At 52.3% G+C, this 26137-nt stretch carries 19 protein-coding genes; 14 read left to right on the top strand and 5 right to left on the bottom strand.

What is annotated here, in order from left to right; all coding sequences use genetic code 11:
* Window positions 1-260: 260 nt before the first annotated feature.
* Window positions 261-2876, top strand: a complete 2616-nt coding sequence (clpB, locus tag RID21_RS03465; protein WP_350187186.1) for an ATP-dependent chaperone ClpB — start codon at window positions 261-263, stop codon at window positions 2874-2876.
* A 162-nt stretch (window positions 2877-3038) separates the two neighbouring features.
* On the opposite strand, the gene RID21_RS03460 is transcribed toward clpB, so the two are convergent.
* A complete protein-coding gene (locus tag RID21_RS03460; protein ID WP_350187185.1) occupies window positions 3039-3209 on the bottom strand; it encodes a DUF6800 family protein in 171 nt (56 codons plus the stop codon).
* Between the two features lie 311 nt (window positions 3210-3520).
* Here RID21_RS03460 and RID21_RS03455 point away from each other — a divergent pair, with 311 nt between their 5' ends.
* Window positions 3521-4618: a DUF6268 family outer membrane beta-barrel protein gene (locus RID21_RS03455; protein WP_350187184.1), complete on the top strand. Its 1098-nt coding sequence runs from the start codon at window positions 3521-3523 to the stop codon at window positions 4616-4618.
* Window positions 4619-4620: 2 nt separating this feature from the next.
* On the opposite strand, the gene RID21_RS03450 is transcribed toward RID21_RS03455, so the two are convergent.
* The gene (locus RID21_RS03450) at window positions 4621-5724 is read right to left on the bottom strand and encodes a Gfo/Idh/MocA family protein (protein WP_350187183.1); all 1104 of its coding nucleotides are present in this window, start codon (window positions 5722-5724) and stop codon (window positions 4621-4623) included.
* Between the two features lie 29 nt (window positions 5725-5753).
* On the bottom strand, window positions 5754-7025 hold the full coding sequence (locus RID21_RS03445; RefSeq protein ID WP_350187182.1) for a CCA tRNA nucleotidyltransferase: 1272 nt from the start codon (window positions 7023-7025) through the stop codon (window positions 5754-5756).
* 291 nt (window positions 7026-7316) lie between these two features.
* Here RID21_RS03445 and RID21_RS03440 point away from each other — a divergent pair, with 291 nt between their 5' ends.
* From RID21_RS03440 to hemA, 8 genes are all read left to right on the top strand, one after another.
* On the top strand, window positions 7317-7688 hold the full coding sequence (locus tag RID21_RS03440) for a hypothetical protein (RefSeq protein ID WP_350187181.1): 372 nt from the start codon (window positions 7317-7319) through the stop codon (window positions 7686-7688).
* Between the two features lie 280 nt (window positions 7689-7968).
* Complete coding sequence (locus RID21_RS03435; protein ID WP_350187180.1) at window positions 7969-8637, top strand: TetR/AcrR family transcriptional regulator; 669 nt, start codon at window positions 7969-7971, stop codon at window positions 8635-8637.
* A gap of 123 nt (window positions 8638-8760) precedes the next feature.
* Entirely contained in the window at window positions 8761-10209 is a 1449-nt protein-coding gene (locus RID21_RS03430; protein ID WP_350187179.1) for an efflux RND transporter periplasmic adaptor subunit, read from the top strand.
* Window positions 10206-13439 (top strand): efflux RND transporter permease subunit, encoded by a 3234-nt coding sequence (locus RID21_RS03425; RefSeq protein WP_350187178.1) that lies wholly within the window; start codon window positions 10206-10208, stop codon window positions 13437-13439. Before RID21_RS03430 ends, RID21_RS03425 begins: the two co-directional genes overlap by 4 nt.
* A 133-nt stretch (window positions 13440-13572) precedes the next feature.
* Window positions 13573-13956, top strand: coding sequence for an aspartate 1-decarboxylase (gene panD / locus RID21_RS03420; RefSeq protein ID WP_145039340.1), 384 nt, complete (start codon window positions 13573-13575; stop codon window positions 13954-13956).
* 315 nt (window positions 13957-14271) lie between these two features.
* Window positions 14272-15312 (top strand): sigma-54 interaction domain-containing protein, encoded by a 1041-nt coding sequence (locus RID21_RS03415; RefSeq protein ID WP_350187177.1) that lies wholly within the window; start codon window positions 14272-14274, stop codon window positions 15310-15312.
* Window positions 15313-15425: 113 nt separating this feature from the next.
* Window positions 15426-16334 carry a cytochrome c biogenesis protein CcsA gene (gene ccsA, locus RID21_RS03410; RefSeq protein ID WP_350187176.1) on the top strand — a complete coding sequence of 303 codons (909 nt, stop codon included), beginning with the start codon at window positions 15426-15428 and terminating at the stop codon, window positions 16332-16334.
* On the top strand, window positions 16331-17611 hold the full coding sequence (gene hemA / locus RID21_RS03405) for a glutamyl-tRNA reductase (RefSeq protein WP_350187175.1): 1281 nt from the start codon (window positions 16331-16333) through the stop codon (window positions 17609-17611). The genes ccsA and hemA overlap by 4 nt, the downstream gene beginning before the upstream one ends.
* Here hemA and RID21_RS03400 read toward each other — a convergent pair.
* The gene (locus tag RID21_RS03400) at window positions 17591-18091 is read right to left on the bottom strand and encodes a hypothetical protein (RefSeq protein WP_350187174.1); all 501 of its coding nucleotides are present in this window, start codon (window positions 18089-18091) and stop codon (window positions 17591-17593) included. The two genes, hemA and RID21_RS03400, sit on opposite strands and share 21 nt — an antisense overlap.
* Window positions 18092-18449: 358 nt before the next feature.
* Between RID21_RS03400 and RID21_RS03395 the strand changes: the two genes are divergently transcribed.
* Window positions 18450-21509, top strand: coding sequence for a PVC-type heme-binding CxxCH protein (locus RID21_RS03395; protein ID WP_350187173.1), 3060 nt, complete (start codon window positions 18450-18452; stop codon window positions 21507-21509).
* Window positions 21510-21520: 11 nt separating this feature from the next.
* On the opposite strand, the gene queA is transcribed toward RID21_RS03395, so the two are convergent.
* A complete protein-coding gene (gene queA, locus RID21_RS03390; protein ID WP_350187172.1) occupies window positions 21521-22576 on the bottom strand; it encodes a tRNA preQ1(34) S-adenosylmethionine ribosyltransferase-isomerase QueA in 1056 nt (351 codons plus the stop codon).
* 230 nt (window positions 22577-22806) lie between these two features.
* Between queA and RID21_RS03385 the strand changes: the two genes are divergently transcribed.
* The 3 genes from RID21_RS03385 (at window position 22807) to rsmH (ending at window position 26118) form a co-directional block, all read left to right on the top strand.
* Entirely contained in the window at window positions 22807-23928 is a 1122-nt protein-coding gene (locus RID21_RS03385) for a glycosyltransferase (protein WP_350187171.1), read from the top strand.
* A 202-nt stretch (window positions 23929-24130) separates the two neighbouring features.
* On the top strand, window positions 24131-24586 hold the full coding sequence (locus RID21_RS03380) for a division/cell wall cluster transcriptional repressor MraZ (protein ID WP_145039363.1): 456 nt from the start codon (window positions 24131-24133) through the stop codon (window positions 24584-24586).
* 611 nt (window positions 24587-25197) lie between these two features.
* A complete protein-coding gene (rsmH, locus tag RID21_RS03375) occupies window positions 25198-26118 on the top strand; it encodes a 16S rRNA (cytosine(1402)-N(4))-methyltransferase RsmH (protein ID WP_350187170.1) in 921 nt (306 codons plus the stop codon).
* Window positions 26119-26137: the final 19 nt, after the last annotated feature.

Below are 26137 nucleotides of genomic sequence, written 5' to 3'. Positions count from 1 at the left end.
GACAAAGAAGAACGGAAACAGGGGCTCAGCCGTCCGGCTGGGCTCCGGTCTCCCATAAAAGAGTATTTTCAACAACGCGATCGACCATTCTTACCGACCTCCGATCAGGCTCAACTGATTACCCACCTCTCCGGGCCTGGATCAAAACATTTAAAAAAATTGAGTATCTCAGCAGGCACTGCTTGCCGGCCGATTTTCTGATATGATAATCGATGCTGTTGAGTTGCTGCGCAGATGATAAATAGAATTGGAGAAGCATTATGGCATTTCGATTTGAAAAATTGACTGTGAAGGCCCAGGAGGCAGTGCAACGAGCCCAGCAGACCGCAGAGGATTTCGGCCAGCAGGAAATCAAGCCACTGCACCTGTTGAAGGCGTTACTGGATGAAGAGCAGGGCGTAGTCAAACCTCTGATTCAGAAGATTGGGGCGAATCTGTCTCAGCTTCAGAAGATGGTGGATGATGAGATCAGTCGTCTGCCTAAAGTTTCGGGGGCAGCGATGCAGGTTGGCATCGGTCAGTCGCTGCTGAAGGTTTTGCAGGCAGCGCAGGATCGTGCTGATCAGATGCAGGATGATTTTGTTTCGACAGAGCATCTGCTGCTGGCATTCACCACGGTCGATGACCAGCCGAAACGACTGCTGGAGCTCAACGGGATCGAAGAAGATGACGTTCTGTCGGCTCTCAAAGCGGTGCGAGGCGGTCAGCGGGTGACGGACCAGAGTCCGGAAGAAAAGTACCAGTCGCTAGAGCAGTACGGGAAGGATCTGGTCGAACTCGCGCGCCAGGGCAAGATCGATCCGGTGATCGGTCGCGATCAGGAAATCCGCCGTGTGGTACAGATTCTCTCCCGTCGTCGCAAAAATAATCCGGTGCTGATCGGGGAAGCGGGCGTTGGTAAGACGGCGATCGTGGAAGGCCTGGCGCATCGGATCGTGATGGGCGATGTGCCTCAGAATCTCAAGAACAAACGCGTTATCGCCCTGGATATGGGGGCATTGATCGCGGGGACCAAGTATCGCGGTGAGTTTGAAGATCGACTGAAGGCGGTGCTCAAGGAAATTGAGTCGGCCAAGGGGGAGATCATTCTGTTTATCGACGAGTTACACACCGTTGTCGGGGCTGGGGCTGCAGAAGGGGGCGCGGATGCGTCTAACCTGTTGAAGCCGGCTCTGGCACGCGGGGAACTGCATTGCGTTGGTGCAACAACCCTTGATGAATACCGCAAATACATCGAAAAGGATCCGGCCCTGGAGCGCCGTTTCCAGCCGGTAATGGTTCAGGAGCCAACGGTCGAAGATACGATTTCCATTCTGCGGGGGTTGAAGGAACGCTACGAAACGCACCATGGTGTGCGGATCATGGACGATGCTTTAATCAACGCTGCGACGTTGTCTGATCGTTACATCAGCGACCGGTTTCTGCCGGACAAGGCGATCGACCTGGTCGATGAAGCGGCCAGTCAGTTGCGTATGGAGATGGACTCCATGCCGTCTGAAATTGATGAGGCGACCCGACAACTGACCCGGATGCAGATCGAAGCGGCTGCGCTGGCTGGGGAAGATTCACCGGAAAGTCAGGAGCGTCTGGCCGAACTGCGTAAGCATATCGCTGATCGGGAAGAGAGTGTCAATGCGCTGAAGACCCGCTGGGAAACGGAAAAAGAGGCCCTGGCTGGACTGCAGCCCTTGAAGGAAGAAATTGATCGGTTGAATACTGCCTATGAGCAGGCTTTCCACCGCGCACAGCAGACTAATTCCAATGAAGACTATGCCCAGGCTTACAACGCCGAACAGGAGTTGAATGCGGCCCGGCAGCGTCTGACGGAGATGGAAGCACGTGTTGCGGAACTGGGCGATGACGCCGGTGAGCGACTTCTCCGTGAAGAGGTGACTTCGGAAGACATTGCCAAGGTCATCAGCATGTGGACCGGAATTCCGGTATCGAAGATGCTGCAAGGCGAGCGCGATAAGCTGTTGCGGATGGAAGACGAAATTCATAAACGAATGATTAACCAGAGTGAAGCTGTCGAAGCGGTTTCTAACGCGGTTCGTCGTTCCCGATCTGGTCTGCAGGATCAGAATCGCCCCATTGGTTCATTCATGTTCCTGGGACCGACCGGCGTGGGGAAAACGGAACTTTGTAAAGCATTGGCCAGTTTTCTGTTTGACGATGAACGCAGCATGATCCGTATCGACATGAGTGAATTCATGGAGAAGCATTCTGTGGCTCGTCTGATTGGTGCCCCTCCCGGTTATGTCGGATACGAAGAGGGAGGGCGGTTGACCGAGGCGGTCAGGCGGCAGCCGTATTCGGTGGTCCTGCTGGACGAGGTTGAAAAGGCACACCGGGATGTATTTAACATACTCCTGCAGTTGCTGGACGACGGTCGTCTGACGGATAGCCACGGGCGGACTGTTGATTTCTCAAACACGATTGTGGTGATGACTTCCAACATCGGCAGCCAGACAATCATGGATTTGTCAGGCAAAGAAGACGAGGAACTGATTCATAATCGTGTGATGGATGCCCTGCAGCGTGAGTTTCTGCCTGAGTTCCTGAACCGGATCGATGAGGTGATCGTATTTCATCCGCTGGGGAAAGAGGAGATCCGTCAGATCGTGGACCTGCAGCTCAAGCATCTCTCTCGGCTGGTGGAGGCCAACGGCTATACGCTGGAAGTCTCAACTGAAGCGAAGGATCTGCTGGCGGAAGAAGGGTATGATCCTGTGTATGGTGCTCGGCCTTTGAAGCGGACGATTCAACAGCACATCCAGAATGAGCTGGCGAACAAGTTGCTCTCCGGCGATTTTACGGAGGGGGCGACAATTTATGTCGACGCTCACGAAGGGTTGTTTCTGTTCTCAGAACGATGAATCTAAGCCGGAATTGAAACGAGAACAGCCCCAGGCGAAATGCCTGGGGCTGTTCTTTTTTTATGCTGTGACATCGGAGAGTGCGCATGAAAAAAAGACGCTCACTACTGCTTGAGTCAGCGTCATGTTTTCACTCTGTTTCTAGTCGCTGAAGCAGCGGGTTCAGGCAGATTCTTCGAGAACCGCAAAGGGGCTGATTTTGCGTACTTTCTCTTTGATCTGTTCTTTTTCAGAAGCGTCTTTGGCTTTCTCGAACTTGTCCCGGAGTTTCTTCAGTTTGGCTTTCCGGCTACGACGTTGAGCTAACTCACGCCCTTTTTGAACACGTCCCATGTCTCTCTGGTTCCTGTTAAGTGAAATTGATATGTTCTAATGTATATATTCAATGTGAAGAATTTGATTCTAACATCTATGACAGTAAGGGGCAACGATCAGAGAGCAGCATTTTCTGATAGATTTTGAGAGAAGCCGGCTCTCAAGATTCGGGTTGACCCGGAGTACCAACCTTGATATTGCATACTTACATCTCTCTACCTCTCCAACCTCATATCAATTTGCTTCCGTATCTGCTCGTCTTTCTGCAACTCGGGCTGCACGCAGAATTTCTATAACTCTCTCTATAGTAAACAATTGGGATAATTCTCATGCTCATTCAGTCTTACCGGACTGTAGTACTGATGCTGGCCCTCGGTGCGTTCCTGTTCTGGGGGGCGATCGATTCCTGTTCTGCGCAGAACCGGAAGACAATCTTTGACGATCCGGATGGATCTGAGTATTCACCGTTGCCTCAACGACATCAGACGATTTTTATGCCCCGTGATGAGAGTCAGATTCAACAGACCAGCCAGTCTCCTCAGATTCCCGATGTACTGGATGCCGAATCCAAGGCAGCTTTGGGGATTCCTCCCCAGCTGTTAAAAGAGGATCAGGTCTGGGGGGCAACCGATGAAGAGTGCGTTGATTGTGAAACCTTTGTCCCCATGCTGGCCCATAAGAGCGCAACCGGTTCGGTAACCTGGTTGCCCGGAAACGACGATAACCTGGGAATATTCACTTTGTATCTTTCAGAGACGGTCGATCTTCCGCGGCTGGAGGGGTTTACGATTACACCCCGGTTCGGTGTGCACTACCTGGACGGTCCCGAGCGGACTGATCTACCGGCGCGGGTATATGATACTTCGGTTTCCTTCCGTTGGTTCAACAAGGTCAATGAGAAGTGGTCCTACGAGTTGGAGGTCGCTCCCGGGGTGTATAGTGATTTCAAGAATGTGACTTCCGATTCGCTGCGAATCACGGGTAAGGGGCTGGCGTACTATGTCCATTCTCGTGCCAAGCAGTTTGTGATGGGGGTGGTCTATCTGGATCGTGAAGACATCATGATGCTCCCGGCTGCTGGTATGATCATGTGGTTCAGTGAAGGCTCTCGTCTGGAACTGATCTTTCCCAAGCCGAAGTTTACCTATCGACTTGAGAAAGACGAGCATCTGGAACGCTGGGCCTATGTCGCCGGTGAGTTCGGTGGCGGTTCCTGGGCTATCCGACGCAGTCCCGGCGGGGTCGATGACGTAGTGACGTACAGCGATTTACGCCTGATTGGTGGCCTGGAAACCAAACATACCAACGGAAAGATCAGTCAATTGGAAGTTGGCCTGGTCTTCAGCCGCAGTCTGGAATACGAGTCAAACATTGGCAATTATGATCCTTCTCCCACCGCGATGTTACGCTACCAGCTGACATTCTGAGATCAGAGATCGCAGTTGATGTCGATCCAGGTCCGCTTATCAAATGATTCCAGCACGGAGTCAGCGATGAGCTGGGCAGAGGCACCATGGTCGAAACCGGGAATCGCGTCGCGTTTTTCTACGATGGCCGACACGAATTCGTAGACCAGGTCGTAGCGGAACACGGTGCTGGGGACGCCGGCGTGGGGATCACGGGGGCTGCCTTCGATAACCAGATATTCCTCGGGGACGGGCAGTTTTTCCATTGTCTGCCCCGGTTTGCCGATGAGGATGTTGTTGGGATCGGTCAGCTGATAGGCGGCTGAGCCTTCCGAACCGTTGACTTCAGCCCATTCATATCCGAAGCCATCGTTGTGGTAGCCTTTCATCAGGGTGCTGCCTTCCCAGACCCCGACGGCACCGTTTTCAAACTGCCCGATCAGTGAAGACCAGTCGTCTACTTCAGAAGGTTCACAGGGTTGTCCCTCGGCGGTTTTGTCGCGGGGAACAAACTGCGCGACGGCACCACAGATGCTTTTAATCGGTCCGAGCAGGTCCTGGGCGAAGTCAATGCGGTGAATGGTCATGTCGAACAGGTCGCCGGCACCAGCGAGTTTCTTGCTCTGACGCCAACCCCAACTGGACTCGGGCCAGTCCAGAAAACGCTGGCTGCGGAAGTGGCGCGGCACGCCGAGGGCTCCAGATTCGACCAGATGCTTCACATACCGCATCGAGGGGGCGAAGCGGTAGGTGAAAGCGGTCATGTGGCGAACGTTGGCATCACGGGCGGCTCGATACATTTCTGCCGATTCCGTGTAATTCAATCCGAGCGGTTTTTCACACATAACGTGTTTGCCTCCGTTAATACAGGCGAGGGCGATTTCGTGGTGTGTGAAGTTGGGAGTCGCGATGATCACGGCGTCGACATCGGGATCATCAGCCATTTCCTGGAAGTTTGTGGTCGCTTTGGTTTTGCCCCAGTCGCTTTGACGCTGGGCCAGCAGTTCTGAATTGGGGTCACAGATCGAGACCAGTTCTGCACGGGGATCAAGATTGATGCCGGGGACGTGGTGGTAGTCGGAGACGGCGCCGGCTCCGATGATTCCAATGCGAACTTTATCTGTCATGAGAAAGCCTTTTCAGGGGGGGAGAATGATTATTTCTGATTGATCAACTGATTCAGCAGGGCAAATGCTTCCGCCTGGTTCTGGATGCGCTCTTCCAACTGGGCATCCTGAATTTGAGTTAAGAGTTCTTTGAACTGCGGGCCCGATTTGATGCCGGAAGCGATCAGATCATTGCCCGTAAGCAGTGGCGGGGGATTCAAGACCTCAATGGGGGTATGATCACGATACTCTCGGCAAAATTCAAGGTCTGCCAGCGACTGATTCCGGGAACGCAGGTCTGCTTCGGCCAGTTCCAGCAGGTAAGGGAAGTTCGGATGTGCCAGCAGGCGTTTCAGCCGGGAGAGAGGGAATGCAGAGGCTCCCTGCAGGTTGTCCCGGTGTTCAATCAGCCAATGCACCAGATTGAGTTCATGGTTGGAAAAGCGGAGCTGTTTACAGACCTCATACACGGTATTCAGCCGTTGCTGATCATCGGTGGCAGGCAGGTCGAGCAGCAGGGCGGCGAACGCTGGTTCAAAATGCGTTGACTGCAGGAATTCCAGCCGTTTGAGGGTCTGTTGCCAGAGTGGCTGGTTAGGCTCAGATTCCCACAGAGGCGCCAGTTCCGGGATCACAGGTGTGAGCAGACCGGCTGTGCAGGCCAGTTCCATTGCATATTCGCGGTTCGGGTGAACCAGCATTTTTCGCATTTCTTCCGCGATGCGTTCCGGGCTGACAACGGTGATTTCCTGAGCCATAGTCTGAATCGCATGAAACGTAGTTTCATCCAGGCTAAAACGCAGAGTGGCAGTGAAGCGGATCGCACGCAGCAGACGCAGTTTATCTTCCTGCATCCGTTCCAGGGGGTTCCCGATGGCGCGAATGATATGCTGCTGCAGATCCGTTTTTCCGCCGACATAGTCGAAGATGGAATCGTTGATCGGGTCATAGAACATGCCGTTGATTGTGAAGTCACGGCGCTGGGCGTCTTCTTCGGCTGTGGTGAAGTGGACATGTTCCGGCCGGCGACCATCCAGGTAAGGGCCTTCGGTGCGGAATGTCGCGACCTCGACATCGCAGTCCGGCTGGTGGCCGCGAACGATGATCACACCGAAGCTGGCACCGACGGCCAGGGTTCGACGTTTTCCAAACAGATGACGCACTTCCTCGGGCAGGGCATTCGTGGCGACATCGTAATCTTTGGGCTCTTTGCCGAGCAGCAGATCCCGCACGCAGCCCCCGGCCCAGAGTGCCTGAAAGCCGGCGTCTCTGAGTTTCTGTACAATTTCGACTGCTGCCTGATAGGGTTCTGTGTGTTTCATGAGACTGAAAGTGTCTTAGGGAATCGATCTGGGACTGTCGTCGATACGATCATAGCAAGTTCTGTTCAGATATCGACTTATGCTGGCGTTTTTTTAATCGGGCGGTTTCGGTGATGGCAAATTCATCAGGAAAAGCGTGGATTTCAGGACAGGGAAAACCGTGTCGAGGTTCAGAAACGGACTTCGCAAACAGGGAGAAATGTCGTATGATGTGTAGCCATTTATTTCTTGATGACTGGTAGTTCGGGTTCACTCTACAATGGAGCTCAGCATTTCCAGAACAATGACAGGATGGACGTTTTGCGAGGAACACACGGTATACGCTTTGATGGGACCCGGTTCTGGGTTCTCCACCGCAGGCGGGAATTCGGCCCTTTCGATTATGAATGGAGCAAGGATTTCTCGGGCGTAGAGTTTATGTACCGTGATCAGAAATTTGGCGAATACTGCAGCACCGAAGAGATTTTCGCTGATTTAAAACAGTTCTCGCTTCCCATGCGAGTAGTCGAAGTCTCCTGTCTTACGATCGGGATGATCCTGTATGGCATCCTGAATGGCCTCCCGGAAAGACTCTGGAAAGAACTGCTTCGCGAGCGGCTCGATGAGAGTGGATTTCAGCGGTTCCGTTTTCGTGACGAAGGTCAGGAGCGTTTAACAGGTTGAAATTGGTTCGCATTTCTTTTTCTGCGAAGATCTGCTGTTGGTTTACGAAGTAACTGTCGCAGTCTTTCAATTCTCTCTCTCAGACTAATTATTCTTAAGTGTAATTATATCATCGTATTATGATGATTGATGATTCCTGGGGCAGATTCCGATTGATTTTAAACACGTGTTTAATACAATTGTTTGAAACGGGTTTTTTACGGGTTCTCCCTGATAGTACCTGTTGCCTGATTGTCAAACTCATTAAACAGCGCTAGAAACGTGCAGGAGTCAGGAATTTATGTCGTCTGTTGATGTGCGAAACCGTTTGCTGGAAGCTGCGGGGCCTGTTTTTTCGGAAAAAGGCTTCGAGAAGGCAACGGTGCGCGAAATCTGTCAGAAAGCAGACGTCAACGTAGCGAGCGTCAATTACTATTTTGGTGACAAGGAACAGCTTTATCTGGAAGTCATCTGCCTGGCCAAAGAGATGGGGGTCTCTCGAGCTCCTTTACCTGAGTGGACCCCCGAGACATCCGCCGAACAAAAATTGCGGGATTGGGTTATGACGCTGGTCAGACGTATGTTGGGAACGGGAGAACTCTCCTGGAGCAATCACCTGATCATGCGGGAGGTCCTGCGGCCGACGAAAGCCTGCGGACATTTGATTCAGGAGCTGTTTCGTCCTTTTGTGAATATTGCTGATGGGATTCTGCTGGAAATGCTGGGGGATGAAATTCCCCCCTATCGCAGGATGCAATGTATTTTCAGTATCGCGGCTCAGTGTCAGTTTTATCGAGTCTCCGGGGGGATGGTCAGTCTGATGCTGGGACCGGAAGAGCAGGCAGCCCACTATGATCCAGAGCATCTGATTGAGCACATCCTGCAGTTCTCCCTTGCTGCTGTTAAAAATCTGAAACAGGAATTCAACGAATCCGTTATGGAATCTTCTTCAACACTTCACAAGATCTGAACCGGAGCAAGGCAGAATGCGACTAGATCGATAGACCACTCAGTTCTTCCCGGTAATCTCCCGTTGGTCGGAAGCGTCCGCAGCCAACTCTCGTAGGAATGCGATTCAGCATAGAAATCAGTCATGTCAGAAACGAAAACAAAAACATCTCAAAGCTGGTCTAAGAAGCTGAAGCATATTTTGCTGCCGATTCTGATTCTGGGGATCGGTGGTGGCAGTATGGTTGTTCTGAAAGCCATGAAGCAGGAGCCGGAACAGCAGGAAACTCTGACCGAACAGACCGCGCCCCTGGTCTCAACCGAAACGATCAAGGTTTCCGATTCGGGAGTGACCATTGCCGTCGATGGGATTGTGGTTCCCTCGCGAGAAGTGAAGCTGGCAGCGGAAGTCGCTGGCAAGGTGCTCTATACGAAAGATGGATGTAAGGTCGGTAATCTGGTGCATAAAGCCACGCAGCAGGAAAAGGAAGCTGGCGGAGATGGAAGTCTGCTGATTCAGATCGATCCGGAAAATTACCAGTTGGAGGTGCAGCGTCTGACACAGGAACTGGGGCAGGCTCAGAACGCCATCGATGAACTGGAAGTGGAAATCGATAATGCAAAAGCAATGATCGATCTGGCACACGAAGAAGTCCTGCTGCAGAAAAGTCAGTTAAGCCGGGTCGAAAAACTGCGGACGCGGAATGTCGTCTCTGATACGGAATACGAAGAAGCCAAGCGGGGTGAACTGGCTGCACGGAACGCGCTGCAGAAACTGACCAACGAAGCAGACCTGCTGCGGTCACGTCGACAACGGATGATGCATGCCCGCGATCTGGTCAAAGTACAGCTTTCCCGTGCGCAGCTGGATTTGAAGCGTACGAAAATCTATTCGCCCATCAATGGTGTCATCGTGGAGGATACGGTAGAAAAAGATGGGTATGTGAAGGTCGGTGATCCCCTGGTAATGATCGAAGACACATCTTCGGTTGAAGTGCGTACCAATCTGCGGATGGAAGAACTCTATCAACTCTGGCAGCATGCGGCACAAGCTGCTCAAAAGGGCAAACCTGTGCCCGTTGCCGGGAATGGCGGACGGCATGATCTGGGATATCAACTTCCCCAGTTGCCTGTCAAAGTGAACTACGAAATTGGCGGTAGAAAATTTATCTGGAATGGCAAGCTCTCCCGCTACGATGGGATCGGACTGGATGAGAAAACCCGTACGGTTCCTTGCCGGATTGTCGTGTCTGATCCGCGACCGACTGAAATTCTGGTTAACGGAAAACCAACGACTCAGGTTGTGGGGGCACCGCCGCTGGCGCGAGGTATGTACGTCTCGGTGGAAATTCCTCTTGAAGGTAATGTTTCTTTGCTCGAAATACCCGAAACGGCAATTCGACCAGGTAACCTGGTCTGGATTGTCCGGAAAGGCAAGCTGCACGAAGAGAAGATTCGCGTGGTTGATACCAGCGACAGTCAGTTGCTGGTAGAACTGGGGGCTTCAGGGCTCAAGCCCGGCGATCGTGTGGTGACCTCGCCCTTAAGTGTAGCCAATGAGGGAATGCCTGTCCGTGAAGGAGAGTTGAAATGAAGTCGGTCATTAAATGGGCCATCAACAACTCTCCGGCGATGAACACGTTGATGGTCACCGTGCTGGGCGTAGGCCTGGTGTCGCTGATGTTCATGCGACGCGAAGTCTTTCCGGAGTTTGAACTGGAGATCATTCTGGTTTCGGTGCCTTACCCCGGAGCTAGCCCCGATGAAGTCGAGGAGGGAATCTGCCAGAAGATGGAAGAATCCGTCCGCGCGATTGACGGCATTAAAAAGATCACCTCCATCGCCAGTGAAGGTATGGGCTCGCTGGTACTTGAACTCCGCGCCGATGTACCTGACGTGCAGAAGATTTTAAACGAGGTCCGCTCCGAAATTGACCGCATCCCCAGTTTTCCCGAACTGGCAGAGGATCCGGATATTCAGCAGATTACCTTTCGTCAGGTGGCGATTGAAGTTGCCGTCATTGGGCCCGGGAACGAAGATGAGAACAGCGAACTGGAACTCCGTACGGTTTCCGAGAAGATTCGCGATGAACTGTTGCAGCTGAAGTCGGTCTCGCAGGCCAACATTGCCGGAGCCCGAGATTATCAGATCGACATTGAGATACCGGAAGCGACCCTGCGAAAGTATGGCCTCACTCTGCAGGATGTGGCCCGAACTGTAAGGCGGGAAAACCTGGAACTGCCGGGCGGTAAGATGAATACCAATTCTCAGGTGTTGTTGCTGCGGGGGAAGAACAAGCATCTGATCGGGAGTGAAATTGAAAAAATTCCACTGGTAACCGAAGCGGGCGGGGTCGTGCTGACAGTCGATGACCTGGGGGAAGTACATGATGAATTTGCTGATACGACCATGATCAGCGAAATCAACGGTAAGCCAGCCATGTCGATCGCCGTCGAACGTACATCCCAGGAAGACCTGCTGGCGATTGTGGAAGAAGTGCGGGAGTACGTCAAAGATGTCCAGCTGCCTCCCGGATATTCGCTCAAGCTCTGGAAAGATCAGTCCATCGATGTGCGCGACCGTATGGAGTTGTTGAGTTCGAACGGGCTTCAGGGGCTGATTCTGGTGTTTATCACTCTGGCCATCTTTCTGGAATCGAGGTTAGCGTTCTGGGTAGCGTTGGGGATTCCAATTTCAATGTTCGGTGCCTGTATCGTATTGTATTACACGGGGCAGACTCTGAACATGCTTTCGATGTTCGCCTTTCTGATGGCGCTGGGGATCATCGTGGATGACGCGATTGTTGTCGGTGAAAATATCTATGAGCATCGGCAGATGGGGAAATCGTTCGTCGTTGCCGCCGTCGATGGTGCCTCCGAGGTGCTGCCCTCTGTCTGCGCTTCTGTAACGACAACTGTTATCGCATTTGCTCCGTTGTTGTTTGTCTCCGGGATCATGGGCAAGTTTATCGCGGTGATGCCGATTGCTGTAATCGCGATGCTGCTCATTTCGCTTTTGGAAAGTACGTTTATTCTGCCCTGTCACCTGGCGCATGGAAAGCCCTCGAAATCCGGGGCACAGAATGGAGAATCGGAAGGTTTTGTCGGACGGAAACTGAATGCGTTCATCGAAAAATGTTACACACCCGTATTAAAGGCTTCGCTGAATTATCCCTCTTCGACGCTGGCGGTTGCAGCGGCATTAATGCTGCTCTCTGCAGGTTTGATCATGGGCGGGTTTGCCCCCTTCAATCTGTTTCCTAAAACCGATTATCGGATGATTGAAGCCACGGTAGAATTTCCTGATGGTACTCCCAAATCAATTACCGATGCCGCGACGCGAAAGATTCGCCAGGACTTTCTCGATCTGGATCAGGAGTACCAGCAGAAACATGGGCAGTCACTGATTAAGCTGACTCGAAGAAACGTCGGCTTTGGTACCCGGGAAGAATCCGGGGCCCAGTTGGGTGGGACAGTTGAAGGCAGTCATATCGGAAAGGTCAGCATTGAAATCGTGGAGGCGGGCGAGCGGACAATCGGAAGTGAAGCGCTGCTTGAGCTCTGGCGGGAACGCGTTGGTGAAGTGCCCGGCGTCGATCGAATGACTTTTAAATCGCCCACAATGGGACCGGGGGGTAAGCCGATTGAGTTTAAGCTGCTCTCTGATGGTTCGCATTTAAGTGAACTGGAAGCTGCGGTCGAAGCATGCAAACGAGAGCTGGAAACCTATCCCGGCGTTAAGGACGTGAATGACGATTCGAGTCCAGGAAAGTGGGAATTCCAGATCAAAATCAAAGATAAAGCCCGCGCCATGGGCGTGCCTCTGGCGGATGTCGCTGAAACGGTTCGCGCAACGTACTACGGCGAAGAGGTCATGCGGCTGCAGCGGGGGCGCCATGAAGTCAAACTGATGGTCCGTTACCCGGAAGAAGAGCGACGTTCGCTGATGAGCTTTGATGATATCCGAATCCGGACTGGTGACGGCAGCGAGCGCCCGTTAACGGAACTGGCGGATGTCACCGTCAAACGGGGCTATTCCGAAATCAACCGGATCGATCAGCAGCGATCAATCACGGTCTATTCCGACCTCAATGAAAAAGAGGGAAATGCCCGCGAAATCGTGCAGTCATTGAAGAAACCGGGAGGATTTATCGATGAGCTGGCTGCCAAATATCCGAACGTGAGAGTTCGCTGGGAGGGACAGCAGGAACAGACCAACGAATCGGTGAACAGTCTGATTGTCGGACTGATGATCGCACTGGCATCCATGTTCGCATTGCTGACAGTTGAATTCCGATCCTATGTGCAACCCCTGATCATTCTCGGGATCATTCCTTTCGGGATTATTGGTGCGGTATTTGGACATGCCATCCTGGGAATGGAACTGACCCTGTTCTCTTTGTTTGGTCTGGTGGCGCTGACGGGAGTGGTGGTGAATGATTCGATCGTTCTGATCGACTTTATCAATCATCGTGTCATTGATGGACTGCCTCTCAAGGAAGCGCTGGTCGACGCGGGACGTCGTCGTTTTCGCCCGGTTTTGCTGACATCGATGACGACTATCGTGGGCCTGGCTCCCATTCTGAAGGAGACGTCCTTCCAGGCCCAGATTATTATTCCGATGGCGGCCAGTCTGATTTTTGGTCTGATGCTTGCCACGGTGCTCGTGTTGTTTCTGGTTCCCACCTATTATTACCTGTACGCCCGCATGATGGGGGCGCAGCCGAATGAGCCCTGGTGGGACAAAATGGATGGAAAGCACGAGGAAGCAGCCTATAATGATAGTGAAGGGCAGCATTCAGAGGCAGCTCCCGTCCAGGCTTGATTCTGTTTGTGAACAGGATTACAGGCTCTTGCTTGTTGTGATGGCGTCTGGTTAGTATACGCCGTCCATTTTGAAAGACAGGCCTCCAGACAGAGTCGAAAAGAAGACGATATCTTCTTTCAGGTTGAGAAGAATGAAGCGCGTACTACTCAAATCAAAAATCCACCGAGCCACGGTGACCGAAGCAAATCTAGCCTACAACGGCAGTGTGACCATCGATCAGGAATTGATGGAAGCAGCCGATATTGTGGAGTACGAACAGGTACAGATCTACAACATTACTTCGGGGACCCGGTTAACCACCTATGCGATTGTAGGAGAGCCCGGTTCGGGGGTGATCTGCATCAACGGCGCTGCCGCACACCTGGTAAATCCCCAGGACCTGGTGATTATCGCCAGTTATGCGGAATACAAAGAGAAAGAAGCCCGCGGTCATCAACCCAAGGTCGTACTGGTTGATGAAAATAACACTCCGATTCCAGCCAGTCAGCCGGTAGCCACCAGCTCAGAATCGTGATAAGCCATATTATTAAGCCGTGTGCTTAATAATTGTGCATTCCAGTGGCGGTTATTCGCAGTCTAATTCTATTGCGTGCCGAATTTCAAAAAAAATTGGTCTACCACTTCCTTCCTCTTCAGTCATAGCGTATCATATTGATGCGTTCGCCATCTTTTTGAGCATGCTGGTGCAATGTTTTCATGCTGTGAATTCAGTGCTGGCACCACTTTCGGAAAAGTTAATTCACCGAAATGCTTATGACTAAACTGCTTATGAACTTGTTTCGGCATTGAACTACCTTGCTGTGACTGATTAGGATTTTCCGATAAACGAATGGAAGACGATCGCCCTATTTTTGAAGATATGGTGGGGTACAGCCCTGCGATGCGTAACGTCTATCGTCTGACGCGTCGTGCAGCTGCCACATCATCGACGGTCTTACTGACTGGAGAAACCGGCACCGGTAAGGAGCTGATTGCCCGTGGAATCCATGAACTCAGTCCGCGCGCAACGGGTCCTTTTATCCGTGTGAACTGTGGTGCTCTGAGTGAAAGCCTGCTGGAAAGTGAGCTGTTTGGTCACATTAAAGGGGCATTCACCAGCGCTGTTGAGAATCGTACAGGACGTTTCGAAGCGGCCCACGGAGGAACCATCTTCCTGGACGAGATTAATTCCGTCAGTTTTACGCTGCAGGTGAAGCTGCTGCGTGTTCTGCAGGAGCATGAATTTGAACGTGTCGGTGACACGCGTTCGATTTCTGTAGACTGTCGCATTGTCGCAGCTACCAACCGAAATCTGCTGGACGAAATCGAAGCAGGGCGGTTCCGAGAAGACCTGTATTATCGATTGAACGTGATTCCCATCGATTTACCTCCGCTACGCGAACGTTCTGAGGATATCCCAGAACTGGTGCACTTTTTTGCGAAGCAGTTCTCTGCAGAAGAAAAGATTCCTCTGCCGAATTTCTCGAGCGAGGTGTTGAACACATTCAGGAACTACAGCTGGCCAGGTAACGTTCGCGAGCTGCAGAACTATGTTGAACGTCTGATTGTACTCTCTGGTGAAGATGGTCCTTCGCTGGATTTACTGCCGGGGCATGTGACCGGGCGTTCTGCTCCACGGGCTGTCTCTGCCCGCGCACAGGATCCGGAGACGATCTGTCGCGATCTGGTTTCCATGGAGTTGCAGCGGGTGGGAGAGGATTCCACCGATGTGCATACTCAGGTTGTATCGCTCGTGGAAAAAGAAGTGATTTTGCAGGTTTTAAGGTCCTGCCAGGGTGTCCAGACCAAGACAGCCACCCGGCTGGGGATCAATCGCAATACGCTGCATAAAAAAATCTCGGAGTACGAATTAGAATCTGAAGCAAGATGACTTGCCCTTCACCAGCTGAACAGCCCTATAATAGGGTGCCGTTCTGATTCTCATCAGAAACGCCGCAGTCCCACCACTATTCAGCCCCTTCTGTTCGTGATAAAGTCGTCAGCATGTTGTCAAATGTGACTGTTTTCTGTTTCATGGCCAGTTACCTGGTAGCCTTCTGCTTAGAGTTGGCCCGGTTTCTGCGCAAGAAGAACGGATGGCTACGACCGCTGATCATTCTGTTTTCCCTGGCGGGACTGGTGGCCCAGACAGCGTATCTGTTCAATCGCTCCCATGAAACGCAACTGCCACCCCTGTTAGGCTCGACGCACGACTGGCTGGTGGTTTTCTCCTGGCTGCTGGTGGCGATCTATCTGTTTATTAACCTGATCGATGAGGAACTCTCGATTGGACTGTTTCTGTTTCCGCTGGTTCTCGCGCTGGTTGTGGCTTCCTATTTTGTCGATCACGTGACGAATCCACTCGTGCAGCCTGCGACTCGATCCTGGGCGATGCTGCATGCTTCACTGCTGGTCCTGGGAGGTGTGGGAATTGTACTCTCGTTTGTGCTCAGCGCGATGTATCTGATTCAGCATCGACGGTTAAAGCAGAAGCAGAATTTTTCTGATGGATTTCACCTGCCCAGTCTGGCTAAGCTCTCGCGGTTGAACCGCTGGGCTTTGATGATCGCCGCTCCCATGCTGACGGTTGGCATGGGCATCGGTATTGGACTGGGTGTCTATGTTCGCAAGGGAGCTCAGGCCATTTCGTTTGTTGACCCGGTCATCATTGTCTATGAGATTGTCTGGGCGGCGATGCTGTTGAGTGTGGTCTTTATCCTGCGTACGAAACAACCCAATCAGAAACATATTGCTCAGTTGACGATCTGGACCGGTGGGCTGTTACTGCTGACCGTGATTGGCATTCAGATTCTGACCAATATCCGTCTGTTGAACGTGGATTCCTGGCATTCCGGATCGGAGCAGCCGCGGATAGAATCGCAGGAGACAACTGCAGAGAGGGCCGCTTTGTGAATCTGCAGGTCGTATATTGTAACCACCAGACAGCGGGACTGGATGTGCGAGAGAAGCTGGCGTTCTCCTCAAAAGAACAGCTGGAAGAGGCATATTCCATCCTCAAAAAGTCGTATCCGGAAACGGAGATGGTGGTGATCTCTACCTGTAACCGGGTGGAGCTCTATACCGCGACGCAGGAGCCGGAAACCGGGCCTTCCCACCAGGAACTGGCCAAATTCTTTTCGGAATTTCATCACGTTCCGGTCAGCGATTTCTTCGAAGACTTCCTGGAACGAACCGGTCCTGATGCCGTGCGACATCTGTTTCAGGTCGCTTCCAGTCTCGACAGTATGGTGCTCGGCGAACCTCAGATTGTGAATCAGGTCAAAGAAGCCTATCAGCGGGCGACCGAGAATGCCTTATGCGGACCGCTGACTCATGCCTTGTTTCAGCAGGCGATCCGGGTTTCGGCGCGGGTACGTACGGAAACCATGCTGGCAGAGGGGCGGGTTTCGATCGCCAGTGTGGCGGTGGGGACCTTCGGGAAAAGCATTTTCGAGCGTTTTGACGACAAGACTGTTCTGGTCATCGGGGCAGGTGAGATGGCCGAAGAGACTCTGACTTATCTCAAAGATGAAGGAGTCAAAAAGATTGTCGTGGTCAATCGCAGCCTGGAAAATGCCCAGAAGCTGGCAGTCAAGGTGGGAGGCGAGGCGCGTCCGTTTGACGTCCTGGATGACTGTCTGGCGGAAGCGGATGTGATTGTCAGTACGACCGGAGCCTCTCAGCCGATTGTGGATGTGGAACGGTTTCAGCGGGTATTAAAGAAGATCGGAAATAAGACATTCTTTATTCTCGACCTCGGTGCACCGCGGGATTTTACTCCTGCAGTTGGCCAGATTAACGATAATATCTTTCTCTTCGATATCGATAACCTGGAAGCGACCTGTGAAAAGAACCGGCGGGCACGACAGAAAGAGGTTGAAAAAGCACTGACGATCATCGACGAAGAAACCGAGCGTTTCATGCACGGCGTCTATCATCGAGCGACCGGGCCGATTATCAAACAGCTCCGCGAACAGTGGCACGATGTGCGCGAGCAGGAAGTTGACAAGCTGTTCAGCAAGCTGTCCCATCTGGATGAAAAAGATCAGGAACTCATTAAACGCTCGATCGAACAGATTGTGAATAAGCTGCTGCATCCACCACTGGAAGTCCTGCGTCAGGAAGCACGCGAAGGGACGCCGCACGGCTTGCTCGACGCGCTGAAGCATCTATTTCATATTCGCGACTGATTCTTCACTTGTCGCAGGCGTCTCTCTGATTACGGGGAGATTGATCAGAATCGCGGCGGTGAAGGTCAACAGTATATTAATACTGTTGATGTATTTTGAAGCCTGATGATAGTTCGTGAACTGGGCTGGCCGCGGACTGCCCGGAGGCGTAATCATGGATTCCAGTGGCTGATAGATCCAGAAGTAGTCGGCCAGGCTGATTGTCAGCGTGAGAATGACCAGTGCCAGGATCAGATTTGCTTTCCAGCGGGGCAGCAGTTGTTTTGAGCGAATTCCCAGGCATCCCAGAAACGCTCCCACCAGCAGGACCCACTCCAGCGTATAGTAGACGGGGAAGTGCAGTGAAATCAGCTGGTCACGCACCAGTGAATCAAAAGGTTGAAAGGTGACATCCTGGACACCGTTGATCACAAAAATTACTGCGGCGCCGACCCAGGCTGAGAGGCAGAAGCGGGTTAAAATCAGACAGACAGACTGCATGGTTCAGTTCACGTTCAATCAGGAGTCAGGGAAGTGTGTCAGGGGCGTGTAGTCTTGTGCGGGATTCCTTTTCAGGGTAATCAATCGAGTCGCAGGCAGGAAAGCAGATTCCTGGTGGAAGCAGGAGATTTCCCGAAATACATAGCTGGAAACAGAAAATTCGGTATCGCTTCCTTTGATGATAGCCTTTGGTGCCGCCGAACGTTAATATTGTTTATAAATTCCGCAGAATCTCGAAATCGTGTCGGAAGCGAGATAGAGAATCGTCAGTCGGTAAGTTAGGATAGATTTTATCCAACCTGAATTCCTCGTTATCATTCCATCCAGATTTCTGTCTGAAATACTACGGTGATCAAACATGAAACAAGCAAAACATCTCACGGTTTTCCCCGGTTCTCACAGACGTGCTTTGAGCACAGGCAAGAGGTTCCTGAAATGGGGATGCTGGGGATGCCTGGCTCTGTTGGCCGGTGTCTGTCTGAAATTCGCGGTGGCTGCTGAGAAGGAATCGGCAGTACCCAAGTCGCCTCTCTCACCGGAGGAGTCTTTAAAACAGACGGTCGTGCATCCTGATTTTGAAATGCAGGTGGTGGCGTCCGAGCCGAACGTGGTCAACCCGGTCGCTGTTGCCTTTGATGAATCGGGAATTCTGTGGGTGGTCGAGATGACGGACTATCCTCATGGACCCAAAGAGGGTGAAGATCCCAAGAGCCGGATCAAGCTGCTGCGGGACAAGGATCAGGACGGCTTTTACGAAACGGCGACTGTTTTTGCAGACAAGCTGTTATTTGCGACCGGGGTGCAACCCTGGAAAGGGGGGCTGATCGTCACCCTGGCCGGCAAGGTGCAGTACATGAAGGACACGGACGGTGATGACAAAGCCGACCTGGTCGAAACCTGGTTCACCGGTTTCAAAGAAGAAAACTCGCAGCTGCGTGCCAACCATCCGACACTGGGTCTGGATAATCACATTTATATTTCCAATGGTCTGCGTGGCGGATCCGTGATCGCGACCCATCCCGAGTGGACGAAAAATGCGAAGCAGGTTCCGATTAACGGTCTCGATTTCCGTTTTCATCCCTTGACCGGGAAATACGAATCGATCTCCGGGATCGGGCAGTTCGGACTGACCTTCGACGATTACTGTAATCGGTTTGTCTGTTCCAATCGCAATCCGAACAAACACATCGTGCTGGAGAGCCGGTATCTGAAACGGAATCCTTACCTGGCTGTTAAGTCGGTTTACCACGATGTCTCTCCCGATGGAGAAGACTCCCGCGTGTATGCGATCAGCCGTACCTGGACAACCTCGACGTTGCACGCCGGACAGTTTACTGCTGCCTGTGGTGTGACCATTTACCGGGGAGACTTGTTCCCCAAAGCATATTACGGTAACAGTTTCACCTGTGAGCCGACTGCCAATCTGGTGCACCGTGATGTTATGACGCCGATGGGGGCGACCTACGATTCCAAATACGGACGCGATAAAGTGGAATTCATCGCCAGCCGCGATGAGTGGTTCCGGCCCGTCAATATGTATAACGGTCCAGATGGTGCACTGTATCTGTGTGATATGTATCGTGCGGTCATTGAACACCCGCAGTTCATGCCGGTCGAACTGAAAGAGCGTTCCGACCTGAATGACGGAATTGATCGCGGTCGAATTTATCGCATCGTACCTAAGAAATCCAAAATCAATAAAAATGTTTACACTGCGTTGAAAGATGCCACTCCGGCAGACCTCATCGCTGCTCTGTCTTCGAAAGATTCCTGGCAGCGGGAGACCGCAGCGCGACTGATTTTTGAAGGTCAGGATGCCTCTCTGCAGCCTGCTCTTGAAAAACTGGTGACGGCAGGCAAAAACGAACAGGCCCGCATTCAGGCACTCTGGTCCCTGGAAGGACTGGGGAAATTGAGTGACGCTGTTTTGATGCAGGCGTTGAAAGATCAATCATCGCGCGTGCAGGGACAGGCCGTTCGTCTGAGCGAACCGCGTCTGGCTGAAAATCAGGACTTGAAAAAACAGGTGCTGGCTCTGGTCGACACGGCAGATCCCGCGCTGCGATTCCAGCTGGCAATCAGCCTGGGAGAAGCGGGTGACAGTGGTTCGATGGTTGAGGAACTGGCCCAGCTGATGTTGCAGGGGGCCGATGACAGCTGGACCCGTGCCGCAGTGCTCTCTTCTGCAGCCAATCAAAGTGTGCCGATTTTCAAATCGTTCCTGAAACAGTTAAAACAGTCTGGCCAGAAAGTAACCGCCAAGTCCAGTGTGACCGAAGCTGTAGGAGAAATGGCGGCTGTAATTGGTCCGCAGCTCAAGGCAGACGATATTCAGGAGACTCTGTCCCTGATTGCCGGCCTGGATGCGGATTCATATCTGCCCCTGCAGATTGCCGGTTTCGAAGGACTTGGTAACAGCCTTCGTCGCCGAGGGAAATCGATCGCCGCCTATCAGGCGAAGCTTTCAGAAGCGGATCAGAACAAACTGAATCAGTTCTACCAGAAGATCGTCGAAACGGCAGCGAATCCGAAGAGTCCGCTGGCCCAGAAGCTGGAAGCGATTGGTGTGTTGCAGTTTGTTGGCTTCGATACAGCTGGGAAAACGCTGCTGGATCTGATTCAGGGCAAGAATTCACAGGCAGTGAAGATTGCCGCCATCGAAGCGATCAGCCCTTACGGGGATGCACAGATCGGACCGGTTTTGATGGATGGTTTTGCCCAGCAGACTCCCGGCATGCGTCGGGCGATTCTAGATGCGATGCTGGCCAGCCAGGATCGCACGAATGTTCTGCTGGATGAAATCGAAAAGGGTGAGATCAAGATTTCTGAACTGGGGCCCGCACGTTCTACTCGATTGCAACGGAATCGTGATGCTGGAATCAAGAAGCGGGCAGCCGCCTTGTTTGCCGCAGCGATTCCTGCCGACCGGAAGCAGGTTCTGGCTGACTACCAGAAGTCGCTCAAGCTGAAAGCGGATCCGTTGGCCGGAAAGCAGATCTTTGTGAAGAACTGCGTGACCTGTCACCGGATTGGTGAACTGGGCGTGAATGTTGCTCCTGATATCGGTGACTCCCGTACCAAGACACCAGAGTATCTGCTGACCAACATCCTGGATCCAAACCGGGCCATCGATGCGAACTTCTTCAGTTACACGATTATTACCATCGATGGTGTGGTTCATACCGGTATCATCTCTTCCGACAGCGGCGGATCGATCACGCTGACGCAGCCGGAAGGAAAAACCATAACGGTGCTGAAGGATGAAATCGATGAAATGAAGTCCAACGGTGTTTCGCTGATGCCGGTCGGGTTGGAGAAAACCATCAACCCGCAGCAGATGGCGGATCTGATTTCGTTCATCAAAAACTGGCGTTACCTGGATGGTCAGGTACCGAAAGACATTGCCAAGCCGCAGTAAGCTGCCGGCTGCTAAATAATCAACATGGCATCACCATAGCTGTAGAAGCGGTATTTCGCTTCTACAGCTTTTTCGTAGGCTTCCCGGATCAACTCGGTATCGGCAAATGCACTGACCAGTACGAGCAGTGTTGATTTCGGCAGATGGAAGTTGGTCAGCAGGCAGTCGACCGCCTGAAACTGATAGGGGGGATAGATGAAAATATCGGTCTCACCCTGCCAGGCCTGGAGTGGCCCCTGCTGAGCCACCGATTCCAGTGTGCGGACGCTGGTCGTTCCCACAGCAAAGATGCGGCCTCCATGGTCTCGCGTCCGATTCAGTAACGCAGCTGACTCACCCGGAAGTTCACACCACTCGGAGTGCATTTTGTGTTCTTCGAGAGTTTCACAGGCTATGGGTTTGAAAGTGCCGATACCCACGTGCAGCGTGACTTTGGCAACCCCGACTCCTTTCCCTGTGCAGTTAGCCAGCAGATCGGGAGTGAAATGCAGTCCCGCGGTGGGGGCAGCGACGGCACCAGGCTGGTTGGCGTATACAGTCTGGTAGCGTTCCCAGTCTTCTTCGGTCGCCAGATCCCGTTTCATGTAAGGGGGCAGGGGCATGGTACCGAAATGCGAGAGCAGGGCGTGATGATCTTCATCAGAATTTACCAGGGCCGTCCAGTACCCCTCGTCATCTTTGGACTGCATGATCAGCGAGAGCTGTTTCTCTTCGTTTCGGGAATGTGCGGGAGTCAGTTCAATTGTCTCGCCGGGAACCAGTTTGCCGCGGGTTTTGCTCATCAGTTTCCACTCCCCCTCGGCATTGGAGCCGAGGTAGAGGCCTTCCCACTTTCCTCCCGTGGCCTGGCGAACTCCAAACAACCGGGCTGAGAGCACGCGGGTGTCGTTCAGAACCAGGCAGTCCTGGGGATTCAGAAACTGAGGCAGCTCGGAAATCATGCTGTGCTGTATGGAACGATCCTGGCGGTTGACGACCAGGAGACGGGATTGGTCCCGCTGGCGGGTGGGCTCAGTGGCAATCAGTTCCGGGGGCAGGTGATAATCGAAGGCATCTAAACGGGGCATCGGTATCGTTTCGTTGTATTGTGATCGAGGGAATTCAGGTTCGGCAGACGCAGTATGACCAGGAAAACGACTGAAAATGGCGGATTTTAACGAACGTTTGATATTAGTCTGGTCAGAACAAACACAATTTTTCAATCTGAGCTTGCTGCGACTGACCCTGAGGGAACAATAGAAACAGAGCCTGCCCGCCTGTCCTCAGGCGAAGTCGGTATTCTGCCAGGAGATGACAGTTGTCTGACAGCCACGCACCTTATCCGATTGCATTTTGCATTACCGGTCTGCAGCCCGGAGGGGCGGAACGTGCGCTGGTCCAGATCGTCACGCGGCTCAATCGAGAACGCTGGGATCCTGTTGTTTACTCGCTAACCGGTTCTGGTCCACTGGTAGAGCCACTGCAGCAGGCGGGGATCCCAACAGAAATCTTACAGGTGCGTTCAGCACGAGACGTCCGCATTATCTGGCACCTGGCGCAAAAGTTCAAAGCACAAAAACCGGTTTTGTTGCAAACATTTCTATTTCACGCCAATCTCGCGGGGCGGCTGGCTGCCCGCCTGGCACATGTACCACATGTGGTTTCCGGAATTCGCGTCTCTGAAAAGCGGCGGAACGGGCACCTGTTGCTGGATCGGCTCACAAATCGCCTGGTGGAGCTGAATATCTGTGTCAGTCAGTCTGTGGCTGACTTTTCGATTCAAACCGGTCATTTAGCGCCTGCGAAAATCACCGTCGTTCCCAACGGAGTGGAATATCAGCGGTTTGCGGAGGCTGCGCCTGCAGATCTCACATGCTGGAATATACCGACAGATGCCAAGGTGATTCTCTCGGTTGGTCGACTCGATCCTCAGAAAGCACCCCATGATCTGCTTTCGGCATTTCTGAAATTTGCCAGCCAGGCACCTGAGTTTCATCTGCTGTTTGTCGGAGATGGTCCCCTGAGGTCTGAACTGGAGCAGAGAGTCTCCGAATCTGGATATTCCAGTCAGGTTCATTTCGCTGGATGGCAGCCCCAGATTCCGGAACTGATGCAAGCGGCAGATTGCCTGGTGCTCTCTTCGCTCTGGGAAGGAATGCCCAATGTGGTGCTGGAGTCGATGGCAGCGGGATTGCCCGTGATATCGACAAAAGTTGATGGGATTTTTGAGCTGATTCAACCGGGAGAGCAGGGAACGCTGGTGGAAATTGGATCCATTGATCAACTTCATCAGGCACTGGTTGGTTTCAGGACCTCTCCTGCCCAGTTTATCAAGATGGCTGATAATGCGCAAACTCTTGTAGAACAGGAGTTTACCTGGGAGTCGATCGCCCGGAAATATGACCAGATTTATTCCCAGATCCTGTCGCTGACTGACTGATTTTCCACCCGTGATTCACACCAGAACCACCCCCTCTCAACAAAATTTAAAAATCATCAAAGTCGCAATTCCAATCCAGATAAGTATCTAGGACGAATCCGGTTCCTGGAATCTGATTTACGCATTTAATCATGCTTGACGATTTCTTTCTGGGTGGTAAATTCAGCACTCTGTGGTGAGAAGTGGTGACGGGTGGGGGCCAATGGCGTTAACAGGAACTTTCAACAAGATTCTGGATGGAAAGCGTCGACTGGCAATCCCCAAACGGCTCAAGGAAGAGCTTATCACCGAGGACTTCACCCAGATTTATATCGCACCTGGTACTGCATCGTCTTTGTTGCTTTTCTCAGAGAAAGGATTTGAACAGCAGGCACAACGATTGAAAGAATATTCCAGGAATGGCCCGGAGGCAGCCCAGTATCTGCGGTTGTACTATGCACGGGCGGAGAAGGTGGAAGTCGACTCTCAGGGGCGCATCTGTATCCCCGAACGACTCGCTGAACTGGCCAGCCTGGAAGTGAAACAGGAAGTGGTTCTGATTGGAGTTCAGGACCACGCTGAGATCTGGAATACCGAGCGTTGGAACACCTATCTGAACGACCATGGTCCTCATTTCGATGAGATGGCTGCGCAAGCATTTGGTCAAATGCCCTGGTAATCCATTTCACGTGACAATTCATTGATGTTCATCATTGCTGGCTGAGTGTATCAACAAATCTAAATCTCATGTTGTTCAAGGAGGACAATCTGGAACTCTTCCGCTGGCTACCGGGCTTTGCGGATTGAAGGTGAAATGGATGTCACCTGTGTGTGCTCAGAATATTGGGTTGGGCCACCGGTCGTTCGTCTCCACATACAGGTAGAATGGATGCTGCCTGGAGCGGATGGCTTCAGGGTTCCCTCCTTGGACAGGACCCGCAAGATCAGTTTATCACGAAACCTGTTAGTTTCCGAATCGCCTGCCTGAGGCTCAATTTGTTTCAGGCAGGCGATTTACGTTTGTGCCGTCGGTCCTGGTTTAAAAATCTTTAACTGATCTTGTCAGAAAATCAGAATTTTCCTAAACTTCCCGCGCTTGAGAGTCAGATGGAGTTCTTCCCTCTGGTTTTCGGGCGATCGATCTCTCTAAGAGTGACACTTCTCAAGTTTCTACCCCCACCATAAAAAATCAAATCAGAATTCAGTGATCAGAATCGTGATGATTTTCTGTCTGAGAAAATGATCAACGACTGATTGAGCTGTTTTATTTTTAGAATCGTAGCCAATTACATGTCAGGGAAATCCGGTGATCAGAAAAGGCCCGTACATATACCGGTCCTGCTCCGTGAAGTCATGGAGCAACTGGATTTGTCGCCCGGACTGGTCGTCGTGGATGGCACCGTTGGCGCAGGTGGTCACAGTCAACATATCCTGAAACAAATTGGAACAACTGGAACTTTAATCGGTCTGGATCGTGATGAGATGATGCTGGGATTTGCCAGAGAAAAATTAGGAGTGGAAACATTGCTGGACGGGCAGTGTTTTCTCAGGCAGGCCAGCTATGCAGAGCTTCCCGCGGTACTGGAAGAGCTGCAGATTCCCTCGGTCGATCGCGTTCTGCTGGACCTGGGGCTCTCTTCCGATCAACTGAGTGATGAAACGCGCGGCTTCGGTTTTGAAACACCGGGCGATCTGGATTTGCGATTTGATACACGACAGGGCATTCCTGCCTGGCAGTTACTGGAAACACTGTCTGAAGCGGAACTGGTTCAGATTATGGAAGTCTATGGCGAAGAGCGATTCAGTCAGCGGATTGCCAGCCAGCTGGTTCAGCAACGGAAAACGAATCCTGTCCGGACAGCTGCGGACCTGATTGAAGCGGTACAGGCGGCATTGCCTGCCAAGGCCCTGGCGACGGCTCGCAAGAATCCGGCAACACGCGTCTTTCAGGCGCTGCGGATCGCCGCCAATCAGGAACTGGAGCAACTGGAAACCATGCTGGATGCGGTCTTGCCTCAGGCGCTGAAGCCCGGAGGAAGAGCGGTCATCATCAGCTTTCATTCATTGGAAGACCGGATGGTCAAGCAGGCGTTTAAAGACCGGGATCAATGGAAAAACCTGACAGCCAAACCGATCACAGCGACGCAGGCCGAGCAGCGGGTCAATCCTCGCTGCCGCACGGCCAAGCTGCGGGTGGCGGTCAAAACATAATTTGCGTGAGTTATTTCAC

Source organism: Gimesia sp. (assembly GCF_040219335.1).
GTDB lineage: Bacteria > Planctomycetota > Planctomycetia > Planctomycetales > Planctomycetaceae > Gimesia.
The sequence above is the reverse complement of the archived record's forward strand: the minus strand, read 5'-3'. Positions and strand labels throughout refer to the sequence as shown.